General features: G+C 47.1%; 13 protein-coding genes and 1 pseudogene. 2 read left to right on the forward strand and 12 right to left on the reverse strand.

Annotated features, from left to right (window positions below):
- Positions 1-106 precede the first annotated feature (106 nt).
- From BACHE_RS02595 to rimP, 12 genes are all read right to left on the reverse strand, one after another.
- Positions 107-1,957: a SusD/RagB family nutrient-binding outer membrane lipoprotein gene (locus BACHE_RS02595; RefSeq protein WP_013546149.1), complete on the reverse strand. Its 1,851-nt coding sequence runs from the start codon at positions 1,955-1,957 to the stop codon at positions 107-109.
- A 13-nt stretch (positions 1,958-1,970) separates the two neighbouring features.
- A complete protein-coding gene (locus BACHE_RS02600; RefSeq protein WP_013546150.1) occupies positions 1,971-5,516 on the reverse strand; it encodes a SusC/RagA family TonB-linked outer membrane protein in 3,546 nt (1,181 codons plus the stop codon).
- 305 nt (positions 5,517-5,821) lie between these two features.
- Entirely contained in the window at positions 5,822-6,091 is a 270-nt protein-coding gene (locus BACHE_RS02605) for an anti-sigma factor (protein ID WP_013546151.1), read from the reverse strand.
- A gap of 133 nt (positions 6,092-6,224) precedes the next feature.
- Positions 6,225-6,782, reverse strand: a complete 558-nt coding sequence (locus tag BACHE_RS02610; protein ID WP_013546152.1) for an RNA polymerase sigma factor — start codon at positions 6,780-6,782, stop codon at positions 6,225-6,227.
- A 158-nt stretch (positions 6,783-6,940) separates the two neighbouring features.
- Complete coding sequence (locus BACHE_RS02615; protein ID WP_013546153.1) at positions 6,941-8,152, reverse strand: aminotransferase class V-fold PLP-dependent enzyme; 1,212 nt, start codon at positions 8,150-8,152, stop codon at positions 6,941-6,943.
- Positions 8,153-8,161: 9 nt separating this feature from the next.
- The gene (gene sufD, locus BACHE_RS02620; RefSeq protein WP_013546154.1) at positions 8,162-9,505 is read right to left on the reverse strand and encodes a Fe-S cluster assembly protein SufD; all 1,344 of its coding nucleotides are present in this window, start codon (positions 9,503-9,505) and stop codon (positions 8,162-8,164) included.
- A gap of 17 nt (positions 9,506-9,522) precedes the next feature.
- A complete protein-coding gene (gene sufC / locus BACHE_RS02625) occupies positions 9,523-10,275 on the reverse strand; it encodes a Fe-S cluster assembly ATPase SufC (RefSeq protein ID WP_013546155.1) in 753 nt (250 codons plus the stop codon).
- 68 nt (positions 10,276-10,343) lie between these two features.
- Positions 10,344-11,864, reverse strand: a complete 1,521-nt coding sequence (sufB, locus tag BACHE_RS02630; RefSeq protein WP_013546156.1) for a Fe-S cluster assembly protein SufB — start codon at positions 11,862-11,864, stop codon at positions 10,344-10,346.
- Entirely contained in the window at positions 11,833-12,369 is a 537-nt protein-coding gene (locus BACHE_RS02635) for a CvpA family protein (protein ID WP_013546157.1), read from the reverse strand. The genes sufB and BACHE_RS02635 overlap by 32 nt, the downstream gene beginning before the upstream one ends.
- Positions 12,370-12,520: 151 nt before the next feature.
- Positions 12,521-15,586: a translation initiation factor IF-2 gene (gene infB / locus BACHE_RS02640; RefSeq protein ID WP_013546159.1), complete on the reverse strand. Its 3,066-nt coding sequence runs from the start codon at positions 15,584-15,586 to the stop codon at positions 12,521-12,523.
- A gap of 123 nt (positions 15,587-15,709) precedes the next feature.
- Positions 15,710-16,975 (reverse strand): transcription termination factor NusA, encoded by a 1,266-nt coding sequence (nusA, locus tag BACHE_RS02645; protein WP_013546160.1) that lies wholly within the window; start codon positions 16,973-16,975, stop codon positions 15,710-15,712.
- 4 nt (positions 16,976-16,979) lie between these two features.
- Positions 16,980-17,447 (reverse strand): ribosome assembly cofactor RimP, encoded by a 468-nt coding sequence (gene rimP, locus BACHE_RS02650; protein WP_013546161.1) that lies wholly within the window; start codon positions 17,445-17,447, stop codon positions 16,980-16,982.
- A gap of 128 nt (positions 17,448-17,575) precedes the next feature.
- Here rimP and BACHE_RS18040 point away from each other — a divergent pair.
- Both BACHE_RS18040 and BACHE_RS02655 read left to right on the forward strand, forming a co-directional pair.
- A pseudogene (locus BACHE_RS18040) lies at positions 17,576-17,632 on the forward strand (SWIM zinc finger family protein); the annotation flags it as partial.
- A 341-nt stretch (positions 17,633-17,973) separates the two neighbouring features.
- Positions 17,974-18,627, forward strand: a complete 654-nt coding sequence (locus BACHE_RS02655) for a DUF1349 domain-containing protein (RefSeq protein WP_013546162.1) — start codon at positions 17,974-17,976, stop codon at positions 18,625-18,627.
- Positions 18,628-18,676 lie beyond the last annotated feature (49 nt).

Here is an 18,676-nt window from a genome sequence, read left to right on the forward strand (position 1 = left end):
CCAAATACTCTTTTCTCACACGACTTTTCTTTTTAATAAATATGTTCCCTTAACCAAGTATTTGCACTCTCTGTTATTCAGAGAGTGCAAATATTTATGACAGAAACTATTTCTTATCCCACCAAATACGGCCTTCCGTACGGTTAGTACCTGTACCATAATCGGAATCTTCCATCAGCATCTTGACAGCCTCATTGTAATTGGTAAGATTCAGGCTGTTGGGGGTGCTCAAAGAATTGCGGCGCGGAATAATCAAATCGACACTTGACGTCTGGATGGTCTCAAGATAACCCACACCGGCTTCGGGTATAGGCTGATCCTTGAAACGTGGAAGACCGGTACGTTTCCATGTAGCCCACATTTCTTCGGGCTGCATGTAGAGATTAATCCATTGCTGAGAGATTATTTTTTCAAGCGTTGCCGTCTGAAACTCCGGCCGGGCCAGATAAGCGGCAATTTTAGCATCCGTGATGGGATTGTAATTGGATGCCGTCTCCGAAACCTGAGCAATGACATACATGTTGGCAGCCCAACCTTTATATTGCTCTATTGAAGCCTTAATGCCTTCGCGATACCAAGCGGTGGCATCCTTTCCCGCTACGGAAGCACCTTTCTTTATGGCTATTTCGGCCAGCATAAAGCAAGTTTCCGGGTAAGTAAGGATGGGGGTAAAGCAATCTATCTTATCCTGATTGATCTCATACTCCACTGCTTCAATGGCACGTGCCGGCATATTGTTGTTACCGTTGCGTCCACCATTCTTCACGTAGTAACGGCTTTCCACTTGAGAGTGCATACGGATTTCCATATTCGCCTCCGTACCGTCTGCCTTGTGATAAGGTACTGTCAAATAAGCATTCTTATGATAAGTGCTGTTTGCGCTGTCCGGATTGGCAGATATCCCTACATACCGGTCTGTGAATTGCGAATAATGATTCTCATAGTCGGGATATTCTTTCTTGAAGATTTCAAACCATTCGTCATTACTCGTATTGTTGTTACCATCGCCAAATCCATTGCGACGCACCATGATAGGGAGACGCGGGTCGTTATAAGTCTTCAGATAGTTGACAAAAGCTGCGCTGGCACAATAGTTACTGGTGATACCCTGAATATCATCCGTATTGTTGTTATAGTCATTGGGATGGTAGTAAATGCACGATTCCGCATTGCTTCCCATCACGTTGCTTGCAGAAGCAAGCACTTCATTGATGACACTGTTATAAAAATCAGTATCAGCCTTCTCAAGCCGTTGAGCCATCTTCACACGCAGTGTGTTACCGAATTTAATCCACTTGGCTACGTCGCCTCCATAAAAGAAGTCATTCGCTCCCAAAGGATACTGCATGGCAGACGATGCCTGAAGCTTGCCCACGGCTCCCTTCACATCCGAATCTATTTTCTTATACATGGGTGTACCGTCCAGCGCCTTCTGATAAAGATCATACTTTGGCGTGCGAATGCCCTCACTCTGTGCCTTGAAGGCTTCAGTGATGGGAGCTGCTCCGTATGTATCAAGAATCTGCCACTGTTTGTAGCTAAGCAGGATCTGTGCAATAGCCCCTACGTCACTGTAACGCTCGGCCTCGGCTTGTGCCGGAATCACACTCTTGATAAGATAATCCAGATTCAGCCCCACTCCACCATAGTAGTCGCCATAAGATGGAGAATAAGGTTCAGGAGTCTCATTGGGCTTTGACAGCGAGATGTAGTTGCCACTCGATGGTCCGCCTGCCGACACCAGATATTGCATATAAACCATTACGCCACTATACTTTCCCGTCAGATGTGCACGGGAACTATTGTTAAAATTCTGCGTAGCCCCGGTAAATACATTACGGGGATCGGCATTGCCAAGTTTCTCAGGATCAGTATTCAACTCCTGAAAGTCGCTCAAACAACCTGTAAGCATCAGTGCGGAGCAGACTCCTGCGAATAAATATTTCAGCTTCTTCATAAATAATCTGTTTTTAGAATCTTAGAGTTAAATTAACAGCAAACGTACGATAGAATGGTACACCACCAATGTCCATAGGCTGCAACGGATTGTTACTTGATATGGAAGCCGGATTCAAGCCATCCGTCAATTTATTGATGATATAGCAAATATTACGGGCGGTAAAACCAACACGTAAATAATTTGCTCCGAACTTCTTGCATATATTCTCGGGCAAGCGGTAACCTAAGGAGATTTCACGCAGGCAGAACCATGTGTTATCTTGAATAGATCCCGGCATGGCAGGCATACCCCAACCATAATTCCATGCATACCACGACCCCGTCATGACGGGACGGATATTCTTTTCAGAGAGAGCTTGCGCATAGGTCATACCGCTAACGTCCACCAATTCGCCGGCAGTACCGTCAGCGTTTTGTACCGGTGCTTTGGTTCCTTCGGCAAATACGGCATCCAGCAGCAGACCGTCGTATGCAGTCTCACCTTTATAATTGATGCGCGCAACACCACCATGCTCTTTGTCACGGCCTTCGAGTGTTGACTTCAAGGTTCCTCTCGGTATGGAGTACTTCCACATGTTGGAGAAATAGTTACCTCCGAAACGTCCGTCACCTTGTATATAAAGGTCAAAATTCTTATAGGAAAGGGAAGTATTCAAGCTCAATGTGAAGTCAGGCTCTACCTTGCCCAAAATATGGCGGTCTCTATCTCCTTCCTCATTACGCTGATATAATGTAACAGGCGAATACATAGATACTCCGTTGGTGGATCCGTATTCCTGATCATACTGAATAAGCATCTTGCCATTACGCGGGTCGCCGTCGGCTCCCTGGAATGTAGCCAAAGGAGACATGTAAGAAGAGTTGAGGTAAGAAGTCAGCACACCGAACTCTCCTCCCTCATAGGCCCAGATTTCAGGAGCAGCATCGTAGCCGTCCATCAACTTCCATTCTTTCACATTGTCATCCAATTCTTTGATTTTACCACGATTCAGCGTAAAGTTTCCGCCTAAAGACCAGCGCCAATCTTTTGTACGGATCGGGGTAGCGTCAAGTTGAATTTCAATACCCTGATTCTGGATGTTACCGGCATTAATCAATTGGCTGCTTGCACCCGACTCTCTGACCGAACCCACACTCATAATCTGGTTGTATGTATTGGTCTTATAATACGCAAAGTCTATGCTCAAGCGTTCGTCAAAGAAACGCAAATCAGCTCCAAGCTCAATGGACTGCTGGATTTCAGGCTTCAGGTTTTCATTGAATGCTGTTCCCAAGTTAGGGGTAGCTGCAAGGACCGAGCCACTTTTGTCGGGAGTATAAATAGGAGACTGTGCAAAAACTCCGAATCCATTGGACGTAGCATAAGCGGACGTACCCATACCTACACGGGCCAGTGAGGCACGCAACTTACCGAATGAGAACCATTCGGGCAGTTTTTCCTTAAAAGTGTCGGTAAACACCCAAGAAGCATTGGCCGACGGATAGAATACGGAATAGTTATTCTTACCGCTGAGTACATAGGAAGGATATGTAAGAGAAGACAACCAGTCGTTACGGGCTGTCAATTCAAGAAATACTTGATCACGCCATCCTAAATTAAGAATGCCCGAAACACCGAATGTCTGCTGGTTGCGCGGAGTATAATTAAATGTAGGTTCAATCTTGTTCACCGAGTTGGAGAAAGCAAACACACCCGGAATCACCAGACCGCCATTAGTGCCCTTCTTCCAGTAATTCTTGGCGGTATTGCCATAAAGTTCAGTAGCTAAAATCGCGGAAAGTGAAATTTCTTCTGATCCGATATTAATCTTGTTGTCGGTGGACTGCAACATTCCCATGAAGTTATAGTTGCCTTCCGTGCTGCCATTGCGTTCATAATAGCCCGAACCTGAAGGACCGAAATTTGCACCCGTGCCGAATCTTTTCTCCATATAGCCTACATTGTAATAGTTATAGTTGCCTTTGATGCTGGCAGTCAGCCATGGGGCAATTTTGGCACGCAACGTCAAGTCGGCAAGCAGTGACTGCTCCGAGCGTTCTCTGACGGCTGTATCACGTGTATGCAGATAACTGCTGAGAGTGCCGAACGCGCTGCTTGATTCAACCGCTTGCGTCTCCGGATCACGGTATTGTGCAATGTGCGCGCCTATGTCATAGTTACGCGGCAGGTTATAGGCAGTAATCATACCCACATTGTTTCCCCAATCCCATCCGCCTTGACTTGCGCCATTAAGAGCTTTGGAAAATGCATATTTAACTCCCAGTTCTACGGAGAATACTTTATTGAGATCTGTCAGCCCCTTGAACGCTATATTATGTCGCTGAAAATTATTCCGCACAAACACGCCTTTATTGTCTGTATAGCCATAAGATACACGGAAAGAAGATTTCTCTCCCCCACCACTGATGGCTACGTTAGTAGTACTGTTCATTCCGGTCTGATAAAACTCTTTCCAGTTGTCGGGATGAGCCACATAAGGAGTGGATTCTCCATTAGGCAGATATTGGTTTACCATCTGTCCATCCATTCTGGGACCGAAACTGTTCGATGTCTTCTGCAGAGAACCATCGGCCATGAAGCCTCCCTGCGTACCGTTATAGGTAGTACCCGCACCATAGATGTTCTGAAGGGTTACCGGAGATTTGTAAACGTCAGTCCATTCAACGGTCTGGTTTATTTCAATCCCCAGTCCCTGTTTGCCATACTTGCCTCCCTTGGAGACAATCACGACCGCACCGTTGGCGCCACGCGAACCGTAAAGTGCCGTAGCAGCCGCACCCTTCAGCACAGTGACACTCTCATAATCTGACGGGTTCAGGTTCTTCAACTGCGATCCCCAGTCAGTGCCATTCAGGTTACCCGTCACAGCCTCCTGAATAATCATGCCATCGATTACGAAAATAGGTGAGTTATTTTTGTCAATAGATTTAGCACCACGAATCGTGATGGAAGAAGAAGAGGTGATACCCGAAGCGCCCCCTGTATTAATCTGTACACCTGCCACTTTTCCTTGCAGCGCATTAACCGGGCTGAGGGCGCTGGCACGTTCCATCTCCGAAGTAGAAACTTTGGAAGTAGCATATCCCACTGACCGGGCCTGTTTAGAAAGTCCCAAAGCAGTTACCACCACTTCACCCAACATTTTGCTGTCATCCTCCAGAACAATCTCCATCCTCTTGCCGTTGTAGGCCACCTCTGTCGTCTTATAGCCAATAAAAGAGACAACAATGATATCTCCTTTCTTCACACCCGAAAGAGTAAAATCTCCATTCACACCGGTAATGACACCATTCGTGGTTCCTTTTAGCACCACATTCGCTCCGATAACCGTTTCTCCCTTCGAGTCAATAACCGTTCCCTTGACAGTGCTTCGTCCTCCCTTGTCCTGTTGAAGCGCATCACCGAAGGACGATGAGTGATCCTTTTGTGTCTTGGCAACAGGAGGCAGTGCCTCCTCATTCGCAGTCCCCAAGGCAGCCTCACCCCATAATGGAGAGGTACTTCCAAAAAGCAGACCCATCAAAAGCAGTCTTCTAAATCTGATTTCTGTTCTCATAAATAATAGTTTTTGAAGTTAACATTAGCCTTGCATAGATACTATATCTGTACAATTACATTACAAGCTAACACTTCACTCCAAGAGAAGTATGAGTAAGACAGAGAATTTATTTACGATACATCCCGTTGTCCGCCACTTTTGTATCACATCGTTCGTGATAGAAAAGGATAAAAGTTACACTTTGTTCTATGGATGCAATAGCTCGTTGCGATATCTCCGATTGCCAAGGAGTTTTCTTCATTACGCCAAACACTTGTGTACAATGTTTGCAAATTCGATAATACCTTATTTCTGTAAACGTGCTATTTCTTTTTTTGCGAAGCAGAGAACGGCCCTCCGAAATGGCCGAGAATTTTATTTATGAAGCGTTTCTTCATGCGTTCCGTGGGAATGGGATAATCCGAAGATACTTCGTCCGAAGCATCAGTCAATCTCAGCATATCTTCGTCTATATGACGTGACAGGAAAGCCTGCCCTTCTTCCGTCAATAGCCATGCCAAAACCTGCTTGCGTTCTTCTTCCGCTAATTTGCCATCAAAATACTCATTTAATATTTCCGGAGTAAAACCCATCCTATTTCCTTTTTTAGTTAATGAAACACTTGTTTCCAATAGATGGTATGAGTCCATTCTATTTTATTAACCCTTGCAAATGTACAAAAAGGATAGATATTTGAATTCTCCGAAAATTATTTTTTAGCCAAATTTACAATATTTTGCCCATGGCCTTTTTTAGCATCTTAATCGCCTGCATATAATGAGATTTGACCGTAGATATACTGATATTCATTTTCTCAGCGATCTGTTGGTTTGACAGTTCCGCCTCTATCTTGAGCCTGCATATCTCCCGCTTTTGCAATGGTAAGGCAATAATGGCCCTCCGCAGATATTCTTTCGTTTCCCTTTGTTCTAATGCAGCAAGGAAGCCCTCGTCATCTCCTGCAACACCATGCAAAATGTCTTCGTGACTTTCTTGAACTACCTGCTGATGCCGCAATTCATTGAGTACATAATTCTTCATAATCGTGAAAAGTAAACTTCTTGTACCGTTGGAAAAGTTCAAAGATTCTCTCTGCTCCCAAATCTTCATGAAAGTGTATTGAACAGCATCTTCTGCTTCCCTTCCCGATCTTAGATAACGATAAGCCAAAATATATAGCAGGCGATGATACTGGTCGAACAAGCAAGAGAAAGCCTCAACATCTCCCTGTTGCAAACGTTCCAGAAATAACTTTTCAGGAGTTATAGATACATTTTTTTCCATGACATCATAAAGCAGGCTTTAAGGCTCAATGCTAATTTATTGACTAATAAAAATAGAGAACACTCAAAGATACTAACTTTATTTTATCATGCATGCTTGATGACGTTATTTTTTCAAATTATCCCTCAAAAATCATGTATATACACGCCATCTGAATTTCAAAACATCTGTCTGACCCGTTCTATGCCTCTCACCAATGTATCTATTTCTTCTTTGGTATTATAAAGACCGAAGGAGGCACGAACCGTTCCTTCGATGCCCAAACACTGCATAAGCGGCTGGGCACAGTGGTGTCCGGTACGTACGGCGATGCCGAGACGATCGAGTAAAGTACCCATATCGAAATGATGGATGTCACCGACAAGAAAAGAGATGACGCTTCCCTTATCTGCTGCCTCACCAAAGATGCGCATTCCGGGAATCTCCTTCAAATGCCGCATGGCATAGCCGGTAAGCTCTTGCTCGTAGGCGGCAATCCGGTCCATACCTATGAGCGATACGTAGTCCAAAGCTCTGGCAAGCCCGGTAGTACCTATATAATCGGGTGTGCCTGCCTCGAACTTGAAGGGAAGTTCGTTGAATATGGTCTTTTCAAATGACACGTGCTGTATCATCTCACCACCTCCTTGATAGGGCGGCAATTTATCGAGCCATTCTTCCTTGCCATAGAGCACTCCTACGCCGGTAGGACCATAGACTTTGTGACCGGAGAACACAAAGAAATCGGCATCCAGTTCTTGCACGTCCACCGGCATGTGAGGGATGGACTGTGCACCGTCAATAAGCACGGGCACTCCCTGTTCGTGGGCAAAGGCAGTCATTTCCTTTACGGGATTGACTGTGCCTAAAACATTGGAGACATGGGCAATGCTCACAATCTTCGTACGTTCGGAAAACATTTTCTTATATTCGTCCAACAGCAGTTCACCCTTATCATTCATCGGGATCACTTTGAGGGTAATGCCGCGCTTGGCTGCCAGCAATTGCCAGGGAACGATGTTGCTGTGGTGCTCCATGACGGAGAGTATGACCTCATCCCCTTCGTGCATGAACTCCTCACCAAAGCAGGAGGCAAGCAAATTGATGCTCTCGGTTGTGCCTCGTGTAAATATAATCTCGGCAGTGCTGCGGGCATTGATGAACCTGCGCACCGTCTCACGCGAAGCCTCGTGCAGTTCCGTGGCCTGCTGGGATAGGAAATGCACGCCACGATGCACATTGGCATTAACAGAGTAATACTCATCGGTGATAGACTCTACCACGGTACGAGGTTTCTGGGTGGTGGCTCCATTGTCTAAGTAAACCAACGGCTTGCCATATACTTTGCGGGAAAGTATGGGGAAATCGGCTCTTATCTTTTGTATATCCATATCAATTCTTTATTTGCAAATGGCACATCCCTGGCATTTGTTGAGTTCACCGCGGAATCGCTTCTCCACCAACAGATGCAGACGATCTTTCAATGCGTCCAGACGAATGGTGTCAATGACTTCGTTTACAAAGGCAAACATCAGCAACAACCGTGCTTCGTGTACAGGGATACCACGCTGCCTCATATAGAACAAAGCGGTTTCATCGAGCTGTCCTACCGTGGCTCCGTGGCTGCACTTCACATCGTCCGCATAGATTTCAAGCTGTGGCTGGGTGTACATGTGTGCATCACGCGTGGCACATAAGTTGCGGTTGGTTTGCTGCGAACTGGTATGCTGTGCGCCGGGACGTACAAGTACCAGTCCGGCAAAAGCGCCAACCGCCCGGTCATCGAGAACATATTTATAAAGTTCGTTGCTGGTGCAGTAGGACGCCGCATGGTCTATGGATGTATTGTTGTCCACATGCTGATTTTTGTCAGCAATCGCCATGCCGCAGAGATTCAACTCGGCATGCCGGCCGGCGAGAGTGACCCGTGTGGTGTTGCGAGTGGTTCCGTTGTGCAAGGTCATTCCGTTGAGCAGAACATTACTGCCCGCTTCCTGCTTGACATACAGGTTGCTGATACGTACGGTGCTGGTGTGGGTTTCTTCCAGTTCATAAAAGTCAAAAACAGCATTCTCGCCTACAAAGGCCTCGATGACCTGTGTCGCCAAGAAATTGACGGAATCCATGGCATGGTCGCATGCCAGCAAACGGACTTGAGCACCTTCTTCGAGGATAATCAGTACGCGGCGATTAACAAGAAAATCAACGTCACCGCGCAGGATATTGACCAGTTGGATGGGCTTCTCCACCACCACGTTCTTAGGGACGTAAAGCAACACGCCGTCTTGTGCAAAAGCTGTATTGAATGCCGCCACACCATCTTCAGCGGTATTTGCCAGTTTGCCGTAATATTTCCTTACCAGTTCGGGATTCTGCTCCGCCACTTCCTTCAGGCTGCCGAAGATAACGCCTTGAGGAAGATGTGACTTCGGCAAGGTTTTGTTATAGAAAGCATCGTTCACCACAAAGTAGAGGGCTGTACTCATGTTGGGCACATCGCACTTGAATACTTCATAAGGATTTACGGGAAGTTCCAGACGGTTCAAGTTCAAGCCATAATCCGGTTCAAAGAAGTTGCTGACATCCGTATATTTATATTTCTCCTGCTTACGAGTGGGAAATCCGAGCCGTTCAAAGTCGGCAAATGCGGCGGAACGCGGTGCATTCAGCACCTCCGCGCTATGCCGGCATATCGTAGCTTCCGTCTGGGAGAAAAGGTCTATATATTGTTGTTCGATACTCATTTTATGTAATGATGAATTTATAATTCACTCTCCTTTTTTATCCAATCAAAACCACGCTTTTCTATTTCCTGAGCCAATTCCGGTCCACCGGTCTTGACGATACGTCCGCCAAGCAGTACGTGCACGATGTCGGGTCTCAGGTAATCCAGCAAACGCTGATAGTGAGTGATAACCATGGCACTGGTATGCGGTGTTTTAAGTTTGTTGAAGCCATCGGCCACAATACGCAGAGCATCAACGTCAAGTCCGGAATCCGTTTCGTCCAGAATGGCGAAGGCGGGTTCAAGCATGGCCATCTGGAAAATTTCGTTACGCTTCTTCTCACCACCGGAAAAGCCTTCGTTCACACTGCGGTTGGCAAGTTTGTTGTCCAGTTCCACGATAGCGCGCTTCTCACGCATCAGTTTAAGGAATTCGCTGGCGGAGAGTGCGGGCAAATGGCGATACTTGCGCTGCTCGTTGACGGCGGCACGCATAAAGTTTACCATCGATACGCCAGGAATCTCAACCGGTGACTGAAAAGAGAGGAAAATACCCTCGTGGGCACGGTCTTCGGGTGGCATGGCGAGAAGGTCCTTGCCGTTGAAGATGACCGAACCTTTAGTGACCTCATAGGCGGGATGCCCCACCAAAACATTGCTCAACGTACTTTTTCCAGCACCGTTCTGCCCCATCAGTGCATGCACCTCGCCATCGCGAATGACAAGATCGATGCCTTTCAATATTTCCTTGCCGTTAATGCTGGCATGCAGGTCTTTTATTTCTAACATTTTTATTTTACTGTTTGACTGTTACTGTATTTTGATTCGTTCCTTCACATTGCTCCGAACAGACACCTTTACCCTACACTCCCTTCCAGTGAGATGGCAAGCAGTTTCTGTGCTTCTACCGCAAACTCCATCGGGAGTTTGTTGAGCACTTCCTTGGCATAGCCGTTCACTATCAGACCAACGGCGTCTTCGGTAGAAATGCCGCGCTGGTTGCAATAAAATATCTGATCTTCACTGATTTTACTGGTCGTGGCTTCATGCTCCACAATGGCCGTTTCGTTATGAATATCCATGTAAGGGAAAGTATGCGCACCACACTTGTCACCCAGCAACAGAGAGTCGCACTGGCTGTAATTGCGGGCGTTGTCCGCTTTGGCAGATACACGCACCAGTCCACGGTACGAGTTCTCGCTCTGTCCGGCGGAGATGCCTTTGCTCACGATGGTGCTCCGAGTATTCCTCCCCAAATGTATCATCTTCGTGCCCGTATCTGCCTGCTGATGGTTGTTAGTCACAGCCACACTGTAAAACTCAGCAGTAGAATTATCACCCGAAAGGATACACGAAGGATATTTCCAGGTAATGGCGGAACCGGTTTCCACCTGTGTCCACGACAGCTTGCTATCCACACCCTTGCAATGACCGCGCTTGGTCACAAAGTTGTAAACACCTCCCCGTCCCTCGGCATCACCCGGATACCAGTTTTGCACAGTGCTGTATTTCACCTCCGCACGATCATGCACCACTATTTCCACAATAGCAGCATGCAGTTGGTTCTCATCGCGCATCGGCGCCGTACAACCTTCCAGATAAGACACATAAGAATCATCTTCGGCCACAATCAGAGTCCTCTCAAACTGCCCAGTGTTGCGGGCATTGATGCGGAAATAAGTGGACAGTTCCATCGGACAACGCACTCCCTTAGGGATATATACGAAAGAACCGTCGGAAAAGACGGCCGAATTCAATGCAGCAAAAAAATTGTCGCGGTAGGGAACCACCGATCCAAGATACTTCTGCACCAGATCGGGATGTTCGCGTACGGCTTCGCTGAAGGAGCAGAAGATGATGCCTTTCTCCATCAGCGTTTCCTTAAAAGTGGTCTTTACGGACACAGAGTCCATAACGGCATCTACCGCCATGCCACTCAGTGCCATCTGTTCCTCCAAGGGTATGCCCAGCTTATTGAATGTTTTCACCAGTTCGGGATCCACCTCATCCATGCTCTGCGGAGTATCCTTTTTCTTCTTCGTAGGGTCAGCATAGTAAGAGATAGCCTGATAATCAATCTCAGGAATATGGAGATGCGCCCATACCGGCATCTCCAGCGTCAGCCAATAACGGTAGGCCTTCAGGCGGAATTCCAGCAACCATTCCGGTTCTCCCTTCTTCTCCGAAATGAGCCTGACGATATCTTCGTTCAGTCCGCACTCGATAACCTCCGTATGGACATCGGTGCTGAAACCGTACTTGTACTTTTCTTCTGCAATCTTCCGCACCAGTTCGTTGGAAGGCTTCCTCTCATCTGCCTTCCCGGACCCGCCGGCTATGGGTATTTTATTTTTGTCTTTCAGATTCTTCTGTTGCATGATTCTTCAATAAAAATTGTTCGGTAACGTGCTTTGCCGCAGGAAGGAATATCCCGCCGAAAGAGTTCATTGGATAATATAACGCAGATTCCTGCTTTTTTGTTTGACTGATCAGCTTGTTGTCTCCATCCACAAATTCGATGACTCCGATCAGCAGGCTGACAAGTAACAGATACTTGAGTGCCCCCAATCCGCTTCCCAGCCAACGGTTCAGCCACCCCAGCGAGATAGCTTCCATTGCCTTGGTCAGCATGGAGGCCACTATGGAAAATCCCAGTGGAACCACCACCCAAATGATGACAAACGCCAATATCTGCGCAAATGTCATGGAGTCGGTCACCGTGGGACACAATTTCGCTGCCAAAGGAGCGTACAGAGCTTTTGCCGCCAGCAGGCCGACGACCAGCCCCAGCACGGATGCCAGTTGTTTGATGAGTCCTTTCATGAAACCGATCACCGCACCGGTTCCAAAAGCTATGATGATAAGAATGTCAATAGTTGTCATAATTCAATCCGTAAATAATGCTTCAGCCGCAGATGACACGGACGACGCAGATCAATAGGCTGCGCTACACTCCTTATCGCGCCGCACAGAGAGAAAATCTGTGTCATCCGCGTCATCTGCGGCTGAAATTTTTTAGTTCTTCGCTATATTACTACAAAGTCTGTTTTACTTCCACTTCTTCGTAAGATTCGATGATGTCTCCCACTTTGATGTCGTTGCAACCCGTCAGGCTGATACCACACTCGAAGTTGGTTCCCACCTCTTTCACATCGTCCTTGAACCGCTTCAAAGCATTGATGGAGCCAGTGAAGACAACGATACCGTCGCGAATCAGACGGGCCTTGTCGCTGCGTTTCACCTTTCCGGTCTTCACCATAGCACCTGCCACAAGTCCCACCTTCGTGATATTGAACACCTCGCGCACCTCGATGGTTGCTGTGACCTGCTCTTTCAATGTAGGCGCCAGCATACCTTCCATAGCAGCTTTCACCTCCTCGATGGCATCGTAGATAACGGAATACTTGCGGATATCCACACCCTCTTGCTCCGCCAACTTGGCAGCCGCACCCGAAGGACGTACCTGGAAACCGACGATAATCGCATTTGAAGCGGCAGCCAAAGACACATCCGATTCGGAAATCGCTCCCACACCTTTGTGGATCACGTTTACCTGTACCTGTTCGGTAGACAGCTTAATCAAAGAATCGCTCAATGCTTCTACTGATCCGTCCACGTCACCCTTCACAATCACGTTCAGTTCGTGGAAATCACCCAATGCCAGGCGGCGTCCCACTTCATCAAGCGTCAGCATCTTCTGCGTACGCAAGCCTTGCTCACGCTGCAACTGTTCGCGTTTGTTGGCTATCTCACGGGCTTCCTGTTCAGTTTCGATCACATGGAATGTGTCACCGGCGGCAGGAGCACCGTTCAAGCCCAATATCAGGGCAGGCTCGGAAGGTCCCGCCTCCTTCATGCGCTGGTTGCGCTCGTTGAACATGGCCTTCACCTTACCATAGCTTGTACCGGCCAGAACGATGTCGCCCATCTTCAATGTACCGTTGGAAACCAGTACCGTAGCCACATAACCACGACCCTTGTCCAGTGAAGACTCAATGATGGAACCGGTGGCATTGCGGTTGGGGTTTGCTTTCAGATCGAGCATCTCCGCTTCCAAAAGCACTTTCTCCATCAACTCGGCAACACCGACACCTTTCTTTGCCGAAATATCCTGTGACTGATATTTACCGCCCCATTCTTCCACCAAGAAGTTCATGGCAGCCAATTCTTCCTTGATCTTGTCCGGATTGGCAGTAGGCTTATCAATCTTATTGATTGCAAATACTATAGGAACACCCGCAGCCATGGCATGGTTGATGGCCTCCTTGGTCTGAGGCATCACGTCATCGTCCGCAGCGACAATGATGATGGCAATATCAGTGGCTTTCGCTCCACGGGCACGCATGGCCGTAAACGCTTCGTGTCCCGGAGTATCGAGGAATGTAATCTTTCGCCCGTCTTCCAGAGTGACGTGGTAGGCGCCGATATGCTGTGTGATGCCGCCCGCCTCACCGGCAATTACATTTGCCTTACGGATATAGTCCAGCAATGAAGTCTTACCATGGTCAACATGTCCCATCACCGTCACAATCGGAGCGCGATGTTCGAGATCTTCCTCTGCATCTTCTTCCTCCACAATAGCCTGAGAAACTTCCGCACTGACATATTCTGTCTTGAAGCCAAATTCTTCAGCCACCAGATTGATAGTCTCGGCATCCAGACGCTGGTTGATGGAAACCATAATGCCGACGCTCATACAAGTGGCAATGACCTGTGTAACAGAAATGTCCATCATGTTTGCCAACTCATTGGCAGTCACGAATTCGGTGATTTTCAACACCTTGCTTTCCGCCATTTCCAAATCCTCCAACTCTTGCATGCGGTTAGAGGCTATATCACGCTTTTCCTTACGATATTTGGCTCCCTTGTTCTTTCCTTTGGATGTGAGGCGTGCCAAAGTCTCTTTCACCTGCTTTGCCACATCCTCCTCTTTTACCTCCTGTTTGATGACAGGCTTCTTGAAGCGATCCTTATTACGGTTTCTGTTGTTATTACCGCTGTTTGCACCATGCTGACCACCAGCAGCATGCTGGCCGCCTTGCTGGCCTCCACCGGAGGGTGCGCCGCCGTTTCTGGAACGGTCATTGCCACCGCGCTGGAAATTGGAAGCGTTATTGATGTCAACCTTCTCTTTATTGATACGAACGCGTTTCTTCTTGTTCGCACCAGCATCGGCATTAGCGTCTTTCGGCTTATTATCGTCACGGCGTATCTCTTTGATGATCGCCTCCTTTATCTGCTTCTTCTGGTCCTGACGCAATTTGTCTTTTTCTTCACGTTCCTTACGTTTTTCCTCTTTCGATTTCTTCTTCGGACGTGTAGATTGGTTCAGCGCAGCCAAGTCAATTTGTCCGATGACATTGATCTTCGAGACAAATTCAGGCTGATGTATTTTGAAGATTTCCTCTCCTTCTTTTGCTACTTTTTCCTCTTTTTTGGCCGGAGCTTCTTCAGCTACCGGTGCCTGAACGGGCACTTCTTTCATTTCTTCCTTTTTAGGTTCTTCTTTGACCTCAACAACGGGCACGGGCTCTTCCTTAATGGCAGGGGCCGGTTGGGGGTCGGATTTGGGTTCCGGTTTATGTTCCGGTTCGGGCTTATATTCCGGTTCGGGCTGAATCATAGGGGCAGGTTCCGGTTCCGGCGCTTCGACAACGACCGGCGCAGGCGTTTCTTTCTTCTCCTCTACAACTCTCTCTGCCACTTCTTCTTTTTTCTCCTCTTCTTGGATAGGGGCGGTTCTGCGGTTCAGCTTGTCCAAGTCAATCTTGCCGACGGGCTTGAACTTAGGACGGGCATCCTCAGGAACAACCGTCTTAATCTCCTCTGGTTTCGCTTTTTCCTGCGCTTCCTTCTCATAACCGTCAATAGACACAGATGCCTTATTACGGTCTTTCTGACGTTCCTGGCTGAAACGCTCCGATTTTATTTTAAGGTCCTTATCTGTACTAAACTCCCTCTTGAGCAGATCAAACTGCTCATCGGTAATCTTCGTATTCGGATTTGCCTCTACGGTAAATCCTTTCTTCTGCAGAAACTCGACAGCCGTCGTAATTCCCACATTCAAATCTCTTGTTACTTTGTTTAACCTTATCGTCATACTAATTTAATGAATTAATGCGCCAATATGCTAATGTGCTAATTGGCAGAGAAAAAAGAGAAAGTGCGCTTCATCCGATATGCTATCTGCATTGGCACATTAGCATATTACCCCATTACCACATTACTGCTCCTCCTCTTCAAACTCCTGTTTCAAAATGCGTAATACCTCATCCACCGTTTCCTCTTCGAGGTCCGTCTTTTCAATCAACATCTCACGGGGAGCGTTCAACACAGCTTTCGCCGTATCGATTCCGATAGCCTTGATGGCATCGATTACCCAACCGTCAATTTCATCGCGGAATTCATCCAGGTAAATATCCTCATCCTCTACCGCCTGATCCAGTTCACGGAACACGTCGATGGTGTACTCGGTCAACATACTGGCCAGCTTGATGTTCAAACCGCCTTTACCGATAGCCAGCGAAACTTCCTCGGGTTTCAAGAACACTTCTGCCTTATGTTCTTCCTCATTCAAGCGAATGGAAGATATCTTGGCAGGGCTGAGGGCACGCTGTATAAACAACTGAATATTCGATGTATAATTGATAACATCGATATTCTCGTTGCGCAGCTCGCGGACAATGCCATGAATACGGCTGCCCTTCACACCTACGCAGGCGCCTACCGGGTCGATACGGTCATCGTAGCTCTCAACGGCTATCTTGGCACGTTCGCCCGGGATGCGGGCAATCTTCTTGATGGTAATCAGTCCGTCATTGATTTCAGGTACTTCCATCTCGAACAGACGTTGCAGGAATATGGGCGATGTACGGCTCAGGATAATCTTCGGATTATTGTTCTTGTTATCCACGCGTGCCACTACGGCACGGGCAGTCTCACCCTTGCGGTAGAAGTCGCTCGGAATCTGCTCGGTCTTGGGCAGCAGCAACTCATTGCCCTCATCATCGAGCAGCAGCATCTCCTTCTTCCAAATCTGATAGACTTCCGCGTTGATGATAGTACCTACCTTATCAATGTATTTATTATAGATGCTGTCCTTTTCCAGTTCCATAATCTTCGATGCCAGTGTCTGGCGCAAATTCAGAATGGCACGGCGGCCGAAGTTGGCAAAGATCACCTCATCCGTCACTTCCTCACCTACTTCGTATGAAGCGTCAATCTTCCGTGCTTCGCTCAAGGGTATTTGCAGGTTGGAATTCTCCACATCCGCATCTGCTACCACTTCACGGTTACGCCATATTTCGAAATCTCCTTTGTCCGGATTCACGATTACGTCGTAATTCTCATCTGTGCCAAACATTTTCGCAATCACACTGCGGAACGACTCTTCGAGTACACTTACCATAGTGGTACGGTCGATGTTCTTCAGTTCCTTAAATTCCGAAAATGTGTCTATCAAGCTGACAGTTTCTTCTTTTTTGGCCATAGTCTTATTTAAAACTGATTAAGTATTTAGTGTATTTTATCTCATCGTACGCAAAGCTCAGGTCCTCGTCCACCATTTTGGGACGCTTGGCTCCTTCTTCTTTCACTTTCTTTTGAATGGTTACCACAAAATGCCGTTCGTCAGCCTCCTTCAGCACACCGCAAAGTTTGCGGCCGTCTTTAGTGAGCACTTCCACTTCGCTTCCAATGTGGTTGATGTACTGTTGCAGCACCTTGAAAGGCTGCCCTATGCCGGCCGACCCGACTTCCAGTTCATAATCCTCATCCTCGCGGCTCAACCTGGACTCTATGTAGCGGCTCAGCTCCACGCAGTCCTCAATCCAAACACCTTCCTTGTGGTCTATTTCCACCAAAATCTTGTCATCCGGGCTGATGATCACTTCCACCAGAAAGTAATCCTTTCCTTCCAGCCACTCGTCAACAATCTGACAAACAATTTTCTTTTCTATCATAGATTAACCATTGGGAACAAAAAAGAGGAGCTTTATCGCCCCTCCACCTTTCATCCGTTTTCGACTGCAAAGATATAAATAATCTGTTCGACTACAAAATATTAGAGAAAAAAAGAAAGATTTAACGGTTCAAACGGGGATTATATTGCAGACACGCCCTTGCAACATTTCAACACAAGACGTAAAACGAATGGCCTTATGAGCAGAAGATGATGCTTTATAAGACAAAAGTCTATACTTCATGAAGTGGATCATCATATGCCGCGCTGCACGAGATGTGCATGTCAAACAGTATGAGATGTACATCTCGTACAACATGAGATGCACATCTCAAGCATGCAATCTCTATTGTTTCAGGAAAAGAGTTAAGGAGATGCAAGCGGAAAGCAATACTCTTGCGCAACCATCGGAATTATAAGCCAGACAAATATTGCATATCGTCCCATAAAGGTTTACCTTTGTAAAGGTAAACTTTTATAAGATTACTCCATATAGACACATGTATCATGAAACAAAATCATTCCGTATGAATAAGTTTTTAATTTTTAGCATCCTGATTTGGATTTCGAGTAACACAATGGCACAGAGTTTAGAAAAGATGCAGTGGTTCAATGAACCGGAGAAATGGGAAATACGAGACAATGCGCTTTCCATGTATGTAACCCCTCAAAGTGATTACTGGCGTATTTCCCACTATGGATTTACGGTAGATGACGCACCGTTCCTCTACACAACCCGGGGCGGAGAGTTTGAGGTGAAGGTGAAAATATCCGCCGACTACAAAACCCGCTTTGACCAATCGGGACTGATGCTGCGCATAGACCATGAAAACTACATCAAAGCCGGTATCGAATTTGTGGACGGCAAATACAATATCAGTACCGTGGTAACTCACAAGACAAGCGACTGGAGCATCATCTCGCTGGATAAGCCTGTCCCCTTCATCTGGATAAAGGCTGTAAGGCGGCTGGATGCAGTAGAGGTATTCTATTCGTTTGACGACAAGGAGTATATGATGATGCGCAATGCATGGCTACAGGATAATTGCCCGGTAATGGTAGGCGTCATGGGCGCTTGCCCTGATGGGAGCGGATTCAATGCCCGGTTCGAGCACTTCTCCGTAAAACATCTGCCCGACCGGCGCCGGATGCAGTGGCTGAAAGACAACGCGGGAAAATAAAGAGGCAAGAACTGCTCTCCCACTATCCACATTAAAAAAAGAGGGCCGA

This window comes from Bacteroides helcogenes P 36-108, assembly GCF_000186225.1.
Classification (GTDB): domain Bacteria; phylum Bacteroidota; class Bacteroidia; order Bacteroidales; family Bacteroidaceae; genus Bacteroides; species Bacteroides helcogenes.

Coding starts and splice junctions, on each gene's coding strand:
- BACHE_RS02595 (WP_013546149.1), bottom strand. CDS start 1,957: ATGAAGAAGCTGAAATATTTATTCGCAGGAGTCTGCTCCGCACTGATG.
- BACHE_RS02600 (WP_013546150.1), bottom strand. CDS start 5,516: ATGAGAACAGAAATCAGATTTAGAAGACTGCTTTTGATGGGTCTGCTT.
- BACHE_RS02605 (WP_013546151.1), bottom strand. CDS start 6,091: ATGGGTTTTACTCCGGAAATATTAAATGAGTATTTTGATGGCAAATTA.
- BACHE_RS02610 (WP_013546152.1), bottom strand. CDS start 6,782: ATGGAAAAAAATGTATCTATAACTCCTGAAAAGTTATTTCTGGAACGT.
- BACHE_RS02615 (WP_013546153.1), bottom strand. CDS start 8,152: ATGGATATACAAAAGATAAGAGCCGATTTCCCCATACTTTCCCGCAAA.
- sufD (WP_013546154.1), bottom strand. CDS start 9,505: ATGAGTATCGAACAACAATATATAGACCTTTTCTCCCAGACGGAAGCT.
- sufC (WP_013546155.1), bottom strand. CDS start 10,275: ATGTTAGAAATAAAAGACCTGCATGCCAGCATTAACGGCAAGGAAATA.
- sufB (WP_013546156.1), bottom strand. CDS start 11,864: ATGCAACAGAAGAATCTGAAAGACAAAAATAAAATACCCATAGCCGGC.
- BACHE_RS02635 (WP_013546157.1), bottom strand. CDS start 12,369: ATGACAACTATTGACATTCTTATCATCATAGCTTTTGGAACCGGTGCG.
- infB (WP_013546159.1), bottom strand. CDS start 15,586: ATGACGATAAGGTTAAACAAAGTAACAAGAGATTTGAATGTGGGAATT.
- nusA (WP_013546160.1), bottom strand. CDS start 16,975: ATGGCCAAAAAAGAAGAAACTGTCAGCTTGATAGACACATTTTCGGAA.
- rimP (WP_013546161.1), bottom strand. CDS start 17,447: ATGATAGAAAAGAAAATTGTTTGTCAGATTGTTGACGAGTGGCTGGAA.
- BACHE_RS02655 (WP_013546162.1), top strand. CDS start 17,974: ATGAATAAGTTTTTAATTTTTAGCATCCTGATTTGGATTTCGAGTAAC.